The following is a 16,308-nucleotide window of genomic DNA, read 5'->3' as shown; positions in this document are numbered from 1 at the left end:
AAGGATGAATTAGTGGGTGTTGCTTATAGGAGTTTATAGGCTATTTACTTTTGAAGTCTGGCATCCACAATTTCTGCTGAAATTTGTATCCCAATTTGTTTAGAGTTTTCTATAAAGTTAGGATGTTCAATAAAAATGATGCTGTTGTTAAAAACAGCTTCGATTAGATAATGGTTTCCGTTAAAATATGACTTTTTTACTTTTGCTGTTAAAGTAGCGTTATCTACAATCTGTAATTCATGAGGATAGAAAAGTAAGGTACCTGAGTCTTGTTTTTCTGGAAGTACACTTTGGATAGGTAATTCATTTACCTCGCCAAAAAGTGATGCGATATAGTAGTTTTTAGGATTGTTATAGATATTTAGTGTATTTCCTTTTTCAATGATTTCACCATTATGAATTACGATGGTTTCTTCTGCAAAGGAAAGGATATCGGTTTTGTCATGGGTAGCAGTGATACTAGTAATTTTATTTCTTTTTAGATAGGCAAAAAGATTTCTTCTTAGCGAACTACGTCTAAAATTATCAATATTTCCAAAAGGTTCATCTAGTAATAATACTTCCGGTCTATTGGCAAGCGCCTTAGCTAGTGCGACTCTTTGTTTTTGACCACCACTTAGGTTTTCTACTTTTGTATTGGCAAAAGAAGTCATCTCTACAATTTCTAACAGTTCATTTACTCGTCCTCGTTTTAATTCAGGTTCGAAATTAGATAAATATTGACCGATATTTTCTTCAACGGTTCTAAAGGCTTGTAATTCGAAACCTTGAGAAAGAAATTTCATATTTTCTTGTCCTGGAACTAAATTATAAGCTGGACCTAAAATTTGCTGATCATCCCAAAAAAGAGTACCCTCATCCACATCCATAAGACCATAGATAATTTTTAATAAAGTACTTTTTCCACAACCACTAGCACCGATAAGAGCAATATGCTGTCCTTTTTGGATAGTAAAACTTATATTTTTTAGCACTGGAATGGTATCGTAAGCAAAGGATAGGTTTTCAACTGTTAGCATATTTCATCTGTTTTATATGTGTTGTTTTTTGGTTGTCAGATGGAATCACCAAAAAATCGCTCAAGGTATGTTTTGCCATAATTTTTACGGCTTATTTCAAATATAAATAACTTCAATAAAAAAATCCGTTTCTTTTTAGAAAACGGATTCTTTATTTTTATAGAGAATAATTAATAGGTTTTATCCTTTTACTTCTTCATTTACTTGTTCTGGTAAAACTTCATATCCCATATTAAAAAGCGTAAAGCTAAAAATATCAGCATATTGTTCTATGGTCTTTTTTACAGGTGTTCCTGCTCCATGACCTGCATTGGTTTCAATTCTGATCAAGGTAGGATTCGAACCCTTTTGTTTAGCCTGTAGTTCTGCAGCAAACTTAAAAGAATGTGCAGGTACTACACGGTCATCATGATCTCCAGTGGTAACCATTGTTGCTGGATAGGATACACCTTCTTTTACATTGTGTACAGGAGAGTATCCTTTTAGGTATTCAAACATTTGTTTGTCGTCTTCTGCGGTTCCATAATCATACGCCCAACCAGCACCAGCAGTAAAGGTATGATAGCGTAACATGTCTAGAACTCCCACAGCAGGTAAAGCTACTTTCATTAAATCTGGGCGTTGTGTCATTGTTGCTCCTACTAATAATCCACCATTAGAACCTCCTCGTATCGCTAGATAATCACTAGAAGTATATTTGTTTTCGATTAAATATTCTGCAGCCGCAATAAAGTCATCAAATACATTTTGTTTCTGCATTTTAGTTCCAGCTACATGCCATTTTTTACCGTATTCACCACCACCTCTTAGATTTGCTACCGCATAGATACCGCCTTGCTCCATCCATACTGCATTAGCGATGCTAAAGGAAGGAGTAAGAGAGATATTAAAACCACCATATCCATATAAAATGGTTGGATTTTTTCCTGTAAGTTCTGTTCCTTTTTTATAGGTAATAATCATAGGAACTTTAGTACCATCTTTAGAATTATAAAATACTTGTTTACTTTCGTAATCGTCTGGATTAAAATCTATTTTAGGTTTACGGTATAACTCAGAAGTACCTTCAGCAATATTATATTTATAGATGCTTCCTGGAGTTTTATAATTCGTAAAAGAATAATATAGTTCTTTTTCTTCTTTTTTAGCTCCGAAACCTCCAACGCTTCCTACACCTGGTAGCTCAACATCGCGAACTAATTTGCCTTCATAATCATATTGTAAAACTTTGGATACTGCATCTACCATATATTCTGCAAAGAAATATCCACCACCTTTACTAGGGCTCAATACATTTTCTGTCTCAGGAATAAAGTCTTTCCAGTTTTCTGGAGTAGGATTAGCAGCGTCAACAGTTACGATTCTTCTATTCGGTGCATTTAAATTGGTTACTAAGAAAAGTTTAGATCCAACATTTTCTATGATATAGGTATCACTTTCTGTATTATCTAAAATAGTAACTAATTTACTATTAGGTTTCGTAAGGTCTTTTATAAAAAGCTTGTTTCCAGACGTAGATGTACTTGCAGAAATAATCAGGTAACGATTATCTTTAGTAACATTTCCGCCAATATAGCGGTGTTTTTCTTCTGGTGTTCCACCAAATATGAGTTGATCTTCTTTTTGTGGAGTTCCTAGTTTGTGATAGTAAACTTTATGTTGATCTGTTTTAGCTGATAACTCACTTCCCTCAGGCTTATCATAGCTAGAATAATAAAAACCTTCATTTCCTTTCCATGACATTCCGGAGAATTTGACATCTACAAGAGTGTCTTCTACAATTTCTTTGGTTTCTACATCTTTAACAATGACTTTTCTCCAGTCACTACCACCTTCAGAAATAGAATAGGCCAGTAATTTCCCGTTTTCAGAAAAACTAATACCTCCTAAAGAAGTAGTTCCATCTTTGCTAAAAGTATTTGGATCTAAAAAAACTTCAGGTGTATCACCTTCTTCTTTAAATCTATAAATTACATATTGATTTTGTAAACCATCGTTTTTATAAAAATAACTATAATCACCTTCCTTAAATGGAGCTCCTACTTTTTCGTAATTCCATAAACTAGAAAGACGTTTTTTTAGTTGATCTCTGAAAGGAATATTATCTAAATATCCAAAAGTAACCTTGTTTTGTGCACTAACCCAATCTTCGGTTTCTTTACTTCTATCATCTTCTAACCATCGGTAAGGGTCTTTAACTTCTGTTTCGAAATAGGTGTTTACTGTATCGACTTTTTTAGTTTCTGGATAATTCAATGCAATCGTGGTTTTGGTAGTTTCTTCTTTTGTTTCGTTTTTGCATCCAATTAAAGATACAATCGAACAAACTAATAAGAAAGTTTTTTTCATGATGAGCTAATTTATAAATTCATACTATAATAGTACTTAAACAAAAGGGTAGGCAGGTCACAAAACTATTAAAACTTATTCCCGAAAAGTGCTAAATAAAATATAAAAAAACTGCTCTAACGACGATCATATAGTGATTACACATTTAAAGCGTTGCTTTGGGGTTTAGCAACTCGGTTGATCATTGTAGTAGAGCAGTCGGAAAATTCCGTCCTCTAAGAAACGAAAAAAATTACTTTTATACTAGTAAAAAGTTTATAAGTAGTTGATTAGAACATACTTTTGTAAGCATTCCAATTCTTATATATTAAAAAAGCATTCGCAAGAAAAACAAATGCTCCAGGGCCTATATTTGCTGGATCCAAAGTAGCATGAAATAATATAATATTTACAGAGATTGGAGCCATTAGTACCAAAGCAAATGGCACTGCTTTTTTGCTTACTAATAAAAGACCAACTAGGATTTCTATGAGTCCAACAGTTTTAAGAATATAACTATTGGCTAATGCTCCAAAAAGAACACCAGCTTCTGGATTTGCAAATTCAAAATCTGGTAAAAAGCCTATAAATTTATTACTTCCAAAAATGATCAATAAGGCTCCTAATAATATTCTTAAGGCTAAAATTATTTTAGTATTCATTGTTGTATTTATTTATGATTAAGTTGAGGTATTAGAAGGAGAAATGTTAAAAACCTTACAAATGTTGTTGTAAACCGGAGCTAAAAAAATATCTTACACTTTCTGAAAAAGAACTAATTAACTTAATTTTTAATATTACTATAATGAAGCTCACACAACTTCTAGTACTCACTTCTTTGATCTATTTTTTAATGTTATTTCCCACATTTGGGCAAGACTATTTTTTGAAAGATAAAGCGCCTTTTTTATCTGAAATTCCTACACCCGAAGAGTTTTTGGGATACCCAGTAGGAGATCAGCATACCAGACATGATCAAATTGTAGCCTATTTTACCAAATTGGCAGAATTATCGGATCGGGCATCTATACAAACCTATGGGAAAACTTATGAGAATAGAAAATTGATCATACTCACTATTTCTAAACCAAAAAACTTAAATAACCTAGAGGATCTTAAAAAAAAGCATTTAGCTTTTACAAAACCTGCAAACAATCCTACTAATTATGATGAGGTGCCAGTTTTTATACAACTGGGATATAATGTTCATGGTAATGAGCCCTCTGGAGGCGAAGCAGCATTATTAACAGCATATACATTAGTGGCATCTAATAGCCCAGAAGTACAAACGTATTTAGAGAATGCAGTTGTATTTATTGATCCGACTATAAATCCGGATGGACGTGATCGACATACGCAATGGGCAAACCAGTTTAAAGGGTCACCGCTGGTAAGTGATCCTTTTGATGCAGAGCATAATGAAACTTGGCCTCGTGGAAGAACTAATCATTATTGGTTTGATCTTAATAGAGATTGGTTATTAGGAATTCATCCAGAAAGTCGTGGAAAATTAACTTGGTATCACGAATGGTATCCTAATGTAGTAACTGATTTCCATGAGATGGGAACAAATAGCACCTATTTTTTCGAACCCATGAAGCCAATTGGTTCTTTGGATCCCATAATGCCTAAAGAAAATTATGAAGATTTAAATAATCTATTTGCACCTTATTTTTCGAGTGCTTTGGATCGAATAGGATCTTTTTATTTTACCAAAGAAGCATTCGATGGAACATATCCTGGTTATGGATCTTCATATCCGGATTTGCAAGGTGCTTTAGCTTTGCTATTTGAACAGGCAAGTTCCAGAGGTCATTTGCAGAAAACCCAATATGGCACCATTTCCTTTCCTTTCACGATTCGTAATCAGTACGTTTCTAGCATGGCAACAATAAAAGCTGCGGTAGAGAATAAAGCAACCTTGCGTAAATATCAGCAAGATTTTTTTATATCTTCGGAAGCAGGTACTTCTAAAAATGGTTTTGCAGGATATGAATTTGGAGACCTTTATGATCAAAATAGAAACAAAGCTTTTATAGATAAATTATTACTTCATAAAATCAAGGTATATAAGAGCGGTGATCGATATGTTGTTCCTGTAAAACAACCTCAAAAGAGAATGGTGCAAACTGTTTTTGAAACTTATAATAAATATAGAGATAGTGTTTTTTATGATGCCTCTGCTTGGAGTTTGGCTAATTTTTACAATATGAAATACAAAGGAGTAAAGTCCTTACGTACCGGAGCTGAAGTAACGAGTACCGATGGAATTGTAAAAACTTCGAATTTTTCAAAATCCAACTATGCCTATATTTTAGATTGGGACGATTATAATGCCTCAGCAGCTTTATATTATATGCAGTCTAAAGGATTGCTTGTGGCATCAGCTTTTAAACCTTTTACCATCAAAACTTCTGAAGGAAATAGGAGTTTTAATTATGGAAGTATTCTTATTCCTGTAAGCAAACAGAAAAAGAATAAAGATGAAGTGTTTCGTATTTTAAAAAATGCTCAGGAAAAATTTAATGTACCAATCTATAGTACGGAAACCGGATTTAGTACTTCAGGAATTGATTTAGGAAGTGGTAATTTTAGAAAATTGGATACACCAAAGGCCTTATTGCTAATAGGAGATGGTGTATACTCTTATGAAGCAGGTGAAGTATGGCATCTATTGGACACAAGAGTTCATATGCCTATTACTAAGCTAAAATTAAATATGTTTAATTCAGTGCCATTAAAGGACTATAATACATTAGTAATGGTCTCTGGAAGATATCATCAATTAGATTCTCTTCAGCAGAAAAGGATAAAAGAGTGGGTTTCTTATGGAAACACCTTGGTTACTATTGGTAATGCTTCTAAATGGGCTATTGATAAGAAAGTGGTGAATGAAGTGCTTACTACAAAAGCAAAAGATAGTACTAAACAAAAAATCACAAAACGATTACCATATGTAGACGCAGGTGAAAATATTGGTAGAGAGCGTGTAGGAGGAGCTATTTTTGAAGTTGATTTGGATATAACGCATCCATTAGGTTTTGGTTATAGGAATAAATCAGTTCCTGTTTATAAGAATAATTCGGTTTTTATTACTCCTAGTAAGAACCCTTATGCTACAGTAGCCAAATACACGGAAAATGCACATATCGATGGGTATATCTCTAGCAATAATTATGAGAATTATTTAAAACCTTCTGCCTCTATTGTGGTAAGTAGTATAGGAAGTGGTAGAGTAATTTTATTCGCGGATAATCCTAACTTCAGAGGTTCATGGTATGGAACAGATCGTTTATTCCTGAATGCTTTATTTTTTGGGAAACATATTTATGTTCCGAATGTAAGAGAATAAGAGATTTATATTATTATAAGGAGAAAACCCTTGTTATAGAATCATAACAAGGGTTTTTTATAAAAATAGTTGGTTACTTAACCTATTAATTTATTTTCTACCAGATATTCTCCAATTTGAACAGCATTAGTAGCAGCTCCTTTTCGAAGGTTATCAGCTACAATCCACATGTTTAAAGCATTTTCTCTGGAGTGATCTCTTCTAATTCTTCCAACAAAAACATCATTTTTTCCTTCTGCATAAATCGGCATTGGGTACGTATTCGTATCTGGATTATCTTGTACTGTTACGCCAGAAGTATCACTTAAAATTTTACGAATATCACTTTCTTGAAATTCATTTTCAAACTCAAGGTTTACACTTTCGCTATGTCCTCCAACCACTGGGATACGAATAGCAGTTGCGGTTACAGCAATGGTTCTGTCATCAAGAATTTTTTGAGTCTCATTCACGAGCTTCATCTCTTCTTTAGTATATCCATTTTCCTGGAACACATCACAATGTGGAATTGCGTTTCGATGTATTGGATAGGGATACGCCATTTCTCCTTTTTCGCCAGCATATTCATTTTCTAATTGTTGCACAGCTTTTACTCCAGTACCAGTGATAGACTGATACGTAGATATAATAGCACGCTTGATTCCATATTTTGAGTGTAATGGACCAAGTGCCATTACTAATTGTATGGTAGAACAATTAGGATTAGCAATAATCTTATCGTCTTTAGTTAAATCTTTTGCATTAATTTCTGGTACCACTAATTTTTTAGTAGGATCCATTCTCCAAGCAGAAGAATTATCGATTACAGTAATTCCTGCTTCAGCAAATTTAGGAGCCCATTCTAAAGAAGTACTTCCTCCAGCAGAAAATAAAGCCACATCAGGTTTCATTTCTACAGCAGTGGCAAGACCAACAACCGTATATTCTTGATCTTTATAAGATATTTTTTTTCCTACAGATCTTTCTGAGGCAACAGGAATTAATTCTGATACAGGAAAATTACGTTCTTCTAATACTTTTAACATTACGGTACCTACTAAACCTGTGGCACCTACAACAGCTACTTTCATCAGCTTTATTTATTAATGACTTTTAGAGACACAAAAATCGGTCTTTTTTTAATTCCAGCAAAGGTGTAGATTATTTATAATAGAATTATAGTTTTTACTGAAATAATATTGATTTAAACAATTTGTTATATAATATACAAACTGTAAAAAGAACCGCTCCTTTAGAGAGCGGTTTAGTTAGAATATGTAGTATAGCGGTAGCTATAGATAATTCAAATTTAGAGTATGATTTATTTTTTAAGTAAATCTCTGATTTCAGCAAGTAATTCTTCCTGAGTAGGACCTGCTGGTGCCGGTGCTGCTTCTTCCTCTTTTTTCTTGCTTTTTTCGTAAGCTTTAAGAACGATAAAGATAAAAAGACCCACTATAATGAAATTTATAATCGCTTGGATTAAATTCCCATAGGTCATTACAGCTGCTCCAGCTTCTTTAGCTGCTGCTAGATTAGCATACTCTCCGCCATCTAACGCGATGAATTTTTGTGTAAAATCAGTTCCTCCTGTTATAATACCAACAATTGGCATAATGATATCGGCAACGGCAGAACCTACAATTTTATTAAATGCTCCTCCAATTACTACAGCAGTAGCTAATGATACGATATCTCCTTTTAGTAAGAAAGATTTAAAATCCTTAAAAAATCCCATTTTATTTAGTTTAGATAATTAGTATGCTACTAATTTAACAAAAATTAAGAAACAAATTTGGTATTAATTATAGTCTGTAAAGGCTTTTTTTCGACGAAGATCAATTATTGTCGATAACAACACGTTTTACTCTTGGAGAGATAGCTGTAAGTAACTCATAAGAGATGGTTCCAGCATTTTCGGCAATAGATGCTGCTGTATCTGTATGATCAAAGATGATCACTTCATCTCCTTCTTTGCAATCTATACCCGTAACGTCTATCATAATCATATCCATACATACATTACCCACTATATATGCTTTTTGCCCATTTACGGTGAAAAACCCATTTTTGTTTCCATAATGTCTGCCAATACCATCTGCATGTCCTAAGGGAATGGTAGCAGTTTTAGTATATCCTTCAGACGTATAGGCTCTGTTATATCCTAGTGTTTCTCCTGGTTCTAACGTATGAATTTGTGAAATAACAGATTTTAAGGAAGCTACTGGTTTGAGATGGCGATCATAAATATCTTCATTTCCGTAGCCGTATAAACCAATTCCTGTACGAACCATAGTAAAATGAGCTTCGGGATAGTTTAATATTCCCGAAGTATTACATTGGTGTACTATGGGTTTATAGCCAAGTCTTTTAATAATTTCCGAAGATGTTTTCTTAAAAGAATTAATTTGAGTGATGGTAAACTCTTTTTCGTTATGATCTTCACTAGCAGCAAGGTGGGATAATATTGATTGTATTTTAATAGATTCTGTTGCTTCTAGCGTATCCATAATATAGTCTACATCATTTTCCCAAAAGCCTAATCTATTTAATCCAGTATTAAATTTTAGGTGTACTGGATATCCTTTTTGATTTTCTGATTCAGCTACTATAATAAATTCTTTTAAAATTCGAGGGCTATATATATTTGGTTCAAGATTGTATTTTATTGCTGAAGCGAAATTTACGGGTTGAGGATGTAATACCAAAATTGGTGTTTTTATTCCAGCTTCGCGCAAAGCAATACCTTCCGAAACATAGGCAACAGCGAAATAATCAACTCCAATTTTTTCGAGATGTCGCGCTATTATCACAGCATCACTTCCGTAACCAGCAGCTTTTACAACAGCTAATAATTTAACCTCTGGCTGTAGCTTACTTTTTAGATAGTTGTAATTATGAGTAAGATGAACCAGATTAATTTCAAGAACGGTTTCTTTTACCTTACTCATCTGGTTTTTCTGAGTTTTTATTTAATTCTTTCGGGTCTGTTACCTCTATCCCTTTCACTTTTTCTTTTAGAGAAGCTTTATAATATGCTGCACGACTTAAAGGTTCATACTCATCTGTTTCTCCTAGCAGTACAAGATCATCCTTTTTGGATTTTCTGTAACTGTACTGTGCTAGATTTCCCGTACGTGTGCAAACGGCGTGTACTTTTGTTACATACTCTGCAGTTGCCATAAGAGCAGGCATTGGTCCGAAAGGATTTCCTTTAAAATCCATATCTAATCCAGCTACAATTACTCGAATACCTTTATTAGCAAGATCATTACAAACGCTTACTATTTCATCATCAAAAAATTGAGCTTCGTCTATACCAACCACATCACAGGTGTCTGCTAGAATTCTGATGTTCGCTGCAGCGGGAACAGGAGTAGATCGAATTTCATTAGCATCATGAGATACTACCATTTCGTCATCATAACGCACATCTATTGCAGGTTTAAAAATTTCTACTTTTTGTTTTGCAAATTGTGCGCGTTTTAGTCTACGGATCAATTCTTCGGTCTTACCCGAAAACATCGAACCACAGATCACCTCTATCCAACCAAATTGCTCTTTATGATTTACTGTATTTTCGAGAAACATTTTGTATTTTTCACCATCGTTTAAAAGAAACCCTACTCCTTAACAAAACCTAATTAATTCGGAAATGAATCTAATTTTTATATTCATTTTTGATTTTAATGAAGGTATTGTTCTTAAGATGAGGTAAATTTATTAAAAAACAACTAGTATAGCCCAAACGAATAAGAAAGTTATGAAGAAGAAGTTGGAAGCAGAACTCATAAGTATTGCTCATAGGATATTACAGCTTAAAGATAGATCAACCTTGCCGCAATTGCAGGAAGAGGCTAGACAGTTATATGAAAAACTGAGTATTTTAAATTTTGCAGAATCTCATTTTGCTGGGACACAACCTACTATAGGTCAGATAACGAGCGCTTTAGAGGAAGAAAAAGTGTCAGAGCCTAAAGAAGAAATTGTAGAGGAAGTTAAACCCAAACCTATTATAAGTTTGGACGAGAATAAGGAAGTGGAAGAACCTTCTGAGACGATGTTTAATCTGGGTAATCAAACGTTCGAAACTCCTAAAGAAGAAGTAGAAGAGCAAAAACCAGAGATTATTATCGAGAAGATTAATGAAAAAGTAACTGAAGATCTTTTTGTTCCGGCGCCTAAGTTTACAGAAGAGAATGTTTCTTTATCAGAACCGGTTTATGAAAAAAATGATAAAGAAGATATAGGATCAGTGCCGCAAAGTATGCCAATTTTGGATAACTTGAATACTAAAGATGACAAACCTAAATCATTAAATGACCAACTTAAAAGAGGAATTCATATCGGATTAAATGATCGCTTGGCTTTTATAAAACATTTGTTTGATGGAAGTTCTACAGATTATAATCGTGTTCTTTCTCAATTAAATACATTAAATAGTAAAAGTGGAGCAACTCAGTTTATAAAGAACATGGTGAAACCTGATTATAACAATTGGGAAGGAAAAAGCGAATACGAAGAACGATTTATGGAAATTGTAACGAATAAATATGAATTTTAAGTAAGGCATATCGTTTTTTTGTAACTAAGCTTCTTTATCGTTAAAAGAGTTTATATGAAAATCATTTATTGGATAGCTACTGTGGCCATGTGTGGAATTATGTTATTTTCTGCACAGATGTATTTTAGGGAAACAGAGATGGTGAGAGGTTTTTTCGAAAATTTAGATTATCCATCATATTTAGTAATTCCATTAGCGATTGCCAAAATAGGTGGGATTGTCGTTATTCTTACTAATAAAATTAAGTGGTTAAAAGAATGGGCGTATGCTGGATTCTTTTTCGATATGACTTTAGCGTTTACTGCTCATTATATGAAAGATGATGGTCAGGGCCTGTTTGCTACTCTAGGATTAATTTTTCTGGTAATATCATATGCTATCGGTAAAAAAGTAAGACCATAACATTCATATGTCTAAATTATTTATAGTTCCCACACCCATTGGTAATCTCGAGGATATGACTTTTAGAGCTATCAAAGTGCTCAAAGAAGTTGATCTCATTCTTGCCGAAGATACGCGTACCAGTGGTAAACTACTTAAGCATTATGAGATAGTGACACCTATGCAAAGTCACCATATGCATAATGAACATAAAACGGTAGACAGTATTGTAAGAAGATTGCAAAGTGGGGATTCCATTGCTTTAATCAGTGATGCAGGAACACCTGCGATTAGTGACCCTGGATTTTTGCTCACAAGAGCTTGTGTAGAAAATGCAATTCCAGTAGAATGCTTGCCAGGAGCGACAGCATTTGTGCCTGCTTTGGTAAATAGTGGATTACCTAATGATAAGTTTGTGTTCGAAGGATTTCTTCCAGTTAAGAAAGGAAGACAAACTCGATTACAGCTGCTTGCAGAAGAGAGTAGAACTATGATATTTTATGAATCACCGCATAAACTCATAAAAACTTTAGGAAACTTTGTTACCTATTTTGGCGAGGACCGCATGGTTTCGGTATCTAGAGAACTAAGTAAACTTCATGAAGAAACAGTAAGAGGAACGGCAAAGGAAGTATTGTCGCATTTCGAGATAAAACCACCTAAAGGAGAAATTGTTATTGTAATTGCTGGAAAAAAATAAAATATGACCACTACAGAATTTATAGATAAACTACGTGAAACCCCGGAATCGATTGTATTCGAAAAAACGATGAATGTTATCGATACCAATTATAACTTCACACCTGTTTCATTTACTAATGGTGAAATAGTTAATGAAGCAGGACAAAATTCTGGATCCTGTAAATTGTTTTCATTCGCAAAATTGCAAAAACTTACTCAACAAGAAACCTTGTACTGTTTTGGGGAACATTATAAAAATGTACTTGATCATCCAGATGGTGATAACCATCAAAATATTCGTAATTTTATGAAAACTGGATGGGAGCAACTATCATTTAACGATCAGGCATTAACCGAAAAAATATAGTAACACACTCTATTTTCCTTTTTTTAAACGCTTCTTGATTTCTTCCACAGTCTTCATGTCAGCAAAGGAAAATTTTGATTCTGATTTAAAATCTAAAGAAAGATAAGGTTTAAAAATTGGCATTACCTTAGGTGTATCGTCTATCAAAGAATGTTTTATCTGTTCATCCAATGCATAATCAGGATTATGTATTGGCATTTTTGAATATTTGTCAGCTTTTTTAGCTGTAAATTCAGGAAAATTTGGAGTCTCTGTAACTTTTTCTTGTCCATAGATACCAATAGATAGCATACAAGCTAAAATGAAAATCGAATATTTGTGTAAAGAAGAACTCATAAGTGGTGTTTTAAGAAATATAAAAGTACATATTTTGATTTGTAATCTAAAGACTTTAAAATAATTTAAAAATTACAACTATCTCTAAACGTTTTGATTATACTATAATTATTGTTGCCATAGTAGTTATCATACTGTGGAAATTGCCATATTTTGGATGGTTTCAATATCCCTTTATATTATTAGGAACATGGTTTCATGAGATGGGTCATGGTTTAACAGCTGTAATTTTGGGTGGTAGTTTTCAGCATTTGGAAATCTATGAAAACGGAGGAGGTGTTGCTTATTATCATTTGGGAGGAAGTTATTTATCTCCATCTCTAGGAAATGCCTTAGTAGCTGCTGGAGGATTATTAGGTCCGGCAGTAGTAGGAGCACTACTAATTGCCTCTGCAAAATCGCATAAAAGTTCCATGATTGCGTTAAGGATTCTGATAGGATTGATCATACTCTCTTTATTGTTGTGGATCAGATCTGTTTGGGGTATTGCGATGATGAGCGGATTTGCAGTATTTTTTTTCATTATCACACTATTCAAAAACAGAAAATTAGAAGTAATAACAATATTATTTTTGGGGTTGCAATCTGTATTAGGAACATATTTGCAATTGGATTATCTGTTTACCAAACAGTTCGAGAGAAATGGTGCTATTCAGATATCCGACACTCAAGCCATAGCAGAAAATACAGTTGGTACGTATTGGATATGGGCAATCTTAATTATTGTCATAAGCATATATCTTCTTTGGAAAAGTTTCCAGTATTATTTTAAGAAATAAGCTCAATTCTAGTTTAAGGAACAAATAAAAAAGACCTGTCACCTTTTTAAAAGCTAACAAGTCTTCATATGTTATAGATTGGATAAAAGCCTACAAGTGCTTTCCTTTTTCCCAACCGTGTTTACCCAAATATTTTTCTCCAGATTCGATTGCTCCTTCTTCTACAGTAGTACCCATAGAGTCATTCCAGCGATTTAGATAACCGAATAGAGAAATCACCCCAAGCATTTCTACAATTTCTCCTTCGTCCCAATATTTGTATAATTCTTCTTTAATACTTTCATCTACATTATTTGGAACCAATGAAGCAGCTAACGAAAAATCAAGGGCTGCACGCTCAGCATCACTAAAAGCAGGATGAGTTTTATATTCCCAAATATTATCTAATTGTTCTTGTTCTGCACCATATCGTTCTGCAGCTCTTATGGCATGTGCCTGACAATATCTGCAACCAGTAGCGTTGCTGCTTACCCAAGCGATCATACGTTTTAGAGCTGAAGTCACTCTACCTTCATTAGCCATAACAGCTTTATTAAGGTTTATAAAAGCTTTAGAGATGGCTGGTCTTCTTTGCATAGTTAATACAGAATTAGGACAAAACCCTAAGGTTTCATTGAAGAATTCTGCAAGTTCTTTTGTTTCTAAATCATGATCTGCAGATAGAGGTGTTACTAATGGCATGGGTATATATATTTTTTGAATTAATTGAAATTTAGCAAAGCAAAATACAAAACTCAGGTCAAACAAGAAGGAGTAAAGATGTTTTTTGTACTTTGGATTTTTAAATTATTTAGGAAGGATATTGCCAATGAGATGGACCCTAAGACCAAAATCTTCGAGTACAGTTACCACTAACTTAGCCAAAGCTCTAAATGTTGATGAAATTATTGCTTCTTTATTAGTTCAACGAGGTATTGAAACTTTTGAAGATGCTAAGCGTTTTTTCAGACCTTCTTTAGAGGATTTACATGATCCTTTTTTAATGAAGGATATGGATAAAGCAGTTGCTAGAATTGAAAAAGCAGTTGTGCATCAGGAAAATATTTTGGTGTATGGAGATTATGATGTAGATGGAACCACATCTGTGGCATTAATGTCTTCTTATTTGGAAACGATTACTCCCCAAGTGACAACGTATATCCCTGATCGATATGCCGAAGGTTATGGAGTGTCTTTTCAAGGCATTGACTATGCTTCTGATAATGATATTTCGCTGATTATAGCATTGGACTGTGGTATCAAAGCAATTGAAAAAGTCGTATATGCTAAATCCAAAGGTATTGACTTTATTATATGTGATCATCATAGACCTGGTGATGCTATTCCTGAAGCTGTAGCGGTTTTAGATCCTAAAAGAGTGGACTGCGCTTATCCTTATAAAGAATTATGTGGTTGCGGTGTAGGATTTAAGTTGATTCAGGCAATCGCTAGTAAGAAGGGGCAAACTGCCTATGAACTAACGTCTTATTTAGATCTTGTAGCAACTGCAATAGGAGCAGATATTGTTCCGATTACTGGAGAAAATAGAGTACTAGCATATTATGGATTAAGAACAATTAATCAAAATCCAAGAGTTGGTTTTAAGGCTATGTTAGCACAGGTAAAAAAGGAAACTTTTACCATAACCGATGTAGTATTTATTCTTGCGCCTAGAATTAATGCTGCCGGCAGAATGAAACACGGATTGCATGCTGTAAACTTATTAAAAGAAGATAATATTGAACTCGCTCTAGCATATGCGGCCGAGATAGAAAGTTATAATAGTGAGCGGAAAGATACGGATAAGAGTATTACCAAAGCGGCTTTAGAACAGATTGTTGATAATGATGAAGAACATAGGTTTACTACTGTGGTTTATAATGAAAGTTGGCATAAAGGAGTTATAGGAATTGTAGCTTCTAGATTGACAGAAACCTATTATCGACCCACATTAGTTTTTACCAAAAGCGGTGAAAAGTTAGCAGCATCTGCTAGATCTGTAAAAGGATTCGATGTGTATAATGCATTGGATAACTGTTCGGAACATATAGAACAATTTGGAGGACATAAATATGCAGCAGGCTTAACATTAAAAGAAGAACAATATGAGCTTTTTAAACAAAAATTTGAAGAAGTAGTAGCCAATTCAATTGATAAAAAGCTTTTGACTCCAGAAATTACCATAGATACTGAGCTAGAATTCCATGAAATAACACCGAAGTTCTTTAGAATTCTAAAACAGTTTGCTCCTTTTGGCCCTGGAAATATGACACCTGTTTTTATGACAGAAGGTGTTAAGGATACGGGATATGCAAGGTGTGTTGGTGCAGATGAAAAGCATTTGAAATGTAAAGTGCAAAAAAATGGATTGGCTATAGATGCAATAGGTTTTAATTTGGGTCCAAAAAAGGAATTAATCACACGTAGTCATCATGCGAAGATTGCCTATACGGTTGATGAAAATGAATGGAATGGTACCGTGTCATTACAATTAAAACTAAAAGATATAATTTAACTTGTTTTTATTTAGATTAATTATAAAT

16 protein-coding genes are annotated in these 16,308 nt (G+C 33.8%); 7 read left to right on the top strand and 9 right to left on the bottom strand.

The window, feature by feature from the left end:
• Positions 1 to 44: 44 nt before the first annotated feature.
• From ACWNT5_RS06010 to ACWNT5_RS06000, 3 genes are all read right to left on the bottom strand, one after another.
• Positions 45 to 1,019 (bottom strand): ABC transporter ATP-binding protein, encoded by a 975-nt coding sequence (locus ACWNT5_RS06010; RefSeq protein WP_299604705.1) that lies wholly within the window; start codon positions 1,017 to 1,019, stop codon positions 45 to 47.
• Positions 1,020 to 1,199: 180 nt separating this feature from the next.
• Positions 1,200 to 3,368: a prolyl oligopeptidase family serine peptidase gene (locus ACWNT5_RS06005; protein ID WP_299604708.1), complete on the bottom strand. Its 2,169-nt coding sequence runs from the start codon at positions 3,366 to 3,368 to the stop codon at positions 1,200 to 1,202.
• 269 nt (positions 3,369 to 3,637) lie between these two features.
• Complete coding sequence (locus ACWNT5_RS06000; protein WP_299604710.1) at positions 3,638 to 4,009, bottom strand: DoxX family protein; 372 nt, start codon at positions 4,007 to 4,009, stop codon at positions 3,638 to 3,640.
• Positions 4,010 to 4,152: 143 nt separating this feature from the next.
• Between ACWNT5_RS06000 and ACWNT5_RS05995 the strand changes: the two genes are divergently transcribed.
• Positions 4,153 to 6,699, top strand: coding sequence for a M14 metallopeptidase family protein (locus ACWNT5_RS05995; protein ID WP_299604713.1), 2,547 nt, complete (start codon positions 4,153 to 4,155; stop codon positions 6,697 to 6,699).
• Between the two features lie 77 nt (positions 6,700 to 6,776).
• Here ACWNT5_RS05995 and ACWNT5_RS05990 read toward each other — a convergent pair whose 3' ends face one another.
• From ACWNT5_RS05990 to ACWNT5_RS05975, 4 genes are all read right to left on the bottom strand, one after another.
• Entirely contained in the window at positions 6,777 to 7,769 is a 993-nt protein-coding gene (locus tag ACWNT5_RS05990; protein ID WP_299604716.1) for an aspartate-semialdehyde dehydrogenase, read from the bottom strand.
• Positions 7,770 to 7,999: 230 nt separating this feature from the next.
• Positions 8,000 to 8,416 carry a large conductance mechanosensitive channel protein MscL gene (gene mscL, locus ACWNT5_RS05985; RefSeq protein ID WP_299604719.1) on the bottom strand — a complete coding sequence of 139 codons (417 nt, stop codon included), beginning with the start codon at positions 8,414 to 8,416 and terminating at the stop codon, positions 8,000 to 8,002.
• Between the two features lie 100 nt (positions 8,417 to 8,516).
• Positions 8,517 to 9,629, bottom strand: coding sequence for an alanine racemase (alr, locus tag ACWNT5_RS05980; RefSeq protein WP_299604722.1), 1,113 nt, complete (start codon positions 9,627 to 9,629; stop codon positions 8,517 to 8,519).
• Positions 9,622 to 10,269, bottom strand: coding sequence for a thymidine kinase (locus tag ACWNT5_RS05975; RefSeq protein WP_299604725.1), 648 nt, complete (start codon positions 10,267 to 10,269; stop codon positions 9,622 to 9,624). The genes alr and ACWNT5_RS05975 overlap by 8 nt, the downstream gene beginning before the upstream one ends.
• A gap of 172 nt (positions 10,270 to 10,441) precedes the next feature.
• Here ACWNT5_RS05975 and ACWNT5_RS05970 point away from each other — a divergent pair, with 172 nt between their 5' ends.
• The 4 genes from ACWNT5_RS05970 to ACWNT5_RS05955 are packed head-to-tail and all read left to right on the top strand — an operon-like array spanning position 10,442 to position 12,671.
• On the top strand, positions 10,442 to 11,242 hold the full coding sequence (locus ACWNT5_RS05970) for a hypothetical protein (RefSeq protein WP_456516882.1): 801 nt from the start codon (positions 10,442 to 10,444) through the stop codon (positions 11,240 to 11,242).
• A 54-nt stretch (positions 11,243 to 11,296) separates the two neighbouring features.
• Positions 11,297 to 11,644, top strand: a complete 348-nt coding sequence (locus ACWNT5_RS05965) for a DoxX family protein (protein ID WP_456516881.1) — start codon at positions 11,297 to 11,299, stop codon at positions 11,642 to 11,644.
• A 7-nt stretch (positions 11,645 to 11,651) separates the two neighbouring features.
• Complete coding sequence (rsmI, locus tag ACWNT5_RS05960; RefSeq protein WP_299604732.1) at positions 11,652 to 12,323, top strand: 16S rRNA (cytidine(1402)-2'-O)-methyltransferase; 672 nt, start codon at positions 11,652 to 11,654, stop codon at positions 12,321 to 12,323.
• Between the two features lie 3 nt (positions 12,324 to 12,326).
• Complete coding sequence (locus tag ACWNT5_RS05955) at positions 12,327 to 12,671, top strand: HopJ type III effector protein (protein WP_299604734.1); 345 nt, start codon at positions 12,327 to 12,329, stop codon at positions 12,669 to 12,671.
• A gap of 9 nt (positions 12,672 to 12,680) precedes the next feature.
• On the opposite strand, the gene ACWNT5_RS05950 is transcribed toward ACWNT5_RS05955, so the two are convergent.
• Positions 12,681 to 13,007 (bottom strand): hypothetical protein, encoded by a 327-nt coding sequence (locus ACWNT5_RS05950; protein ID WP_456516880.1) that lies wholly within the window; start codon positions 13,005 to 13,007, stop codon positions 12,681 to 12,683.
• Positions 13,008 to 13,078: 71 nt separating this feature from the next.
• Here ACWNT5_RS05950 and ACWNT5_RS05945 point away from each other — a divergent pair, with 71 nt between their 5' ends.
• The gene (locus tag ACWNT5_RS05945) at positions 13,079 to 13,786 is read left to right on the top strand and encodes a M50 family metallopeptidase (protein WP_456516952.1); all 708 of its coding nucleotides are present in this window, start codon (positions 13,079 to 13,081) and stop codon (positions 13,784 to 13,786) included.
• 90 nt (positions 13,787 to 13,876) lie between these two features.
• Here ACWNT5_RS05945 and ACWNT5_RS05940 read toward each other — a convergent pair whose 3' ends face one another.
• Positions 13,877 to 14,467, bottom strand: coding sequence for a carboxymuconolactone decarboxylase family protein (locus tag ACWNT5_RS05940; protein ID WP_219011594.1), 591 nt, complete (start codon positions 14,465 to 14,467; stop codon positions 13,877 to 13,879).
• 127 nt (positions 14,468 to 14,594) lie between these two features.
• Between ACWNT5_RS05940 and recJ the strand changes: the two genes are divergently transcribed.
• The gene (recJ, locus tag ACWNT5_RS05935; protein ID WP_456516879.1) at positions 14,595 to 16,280 is read left to right on the top strand and encodes a single-stranded-DNA-specific exonuclease RecJ; all 1,686 of its coding nucleotides are present in this window, start codon (positions 14,595 to 14,597) and stop codon (positions 16,278 to 16,280) included.
• Positions 16,281 to 16,308: the final 28 nt, after the last annotated feature.

The organism is Aquimarina sp. 433 (assembly GCF_054054605.1).
This window is presented reverse-complemented; position numbering and strand designations above follow the sequence as displayed.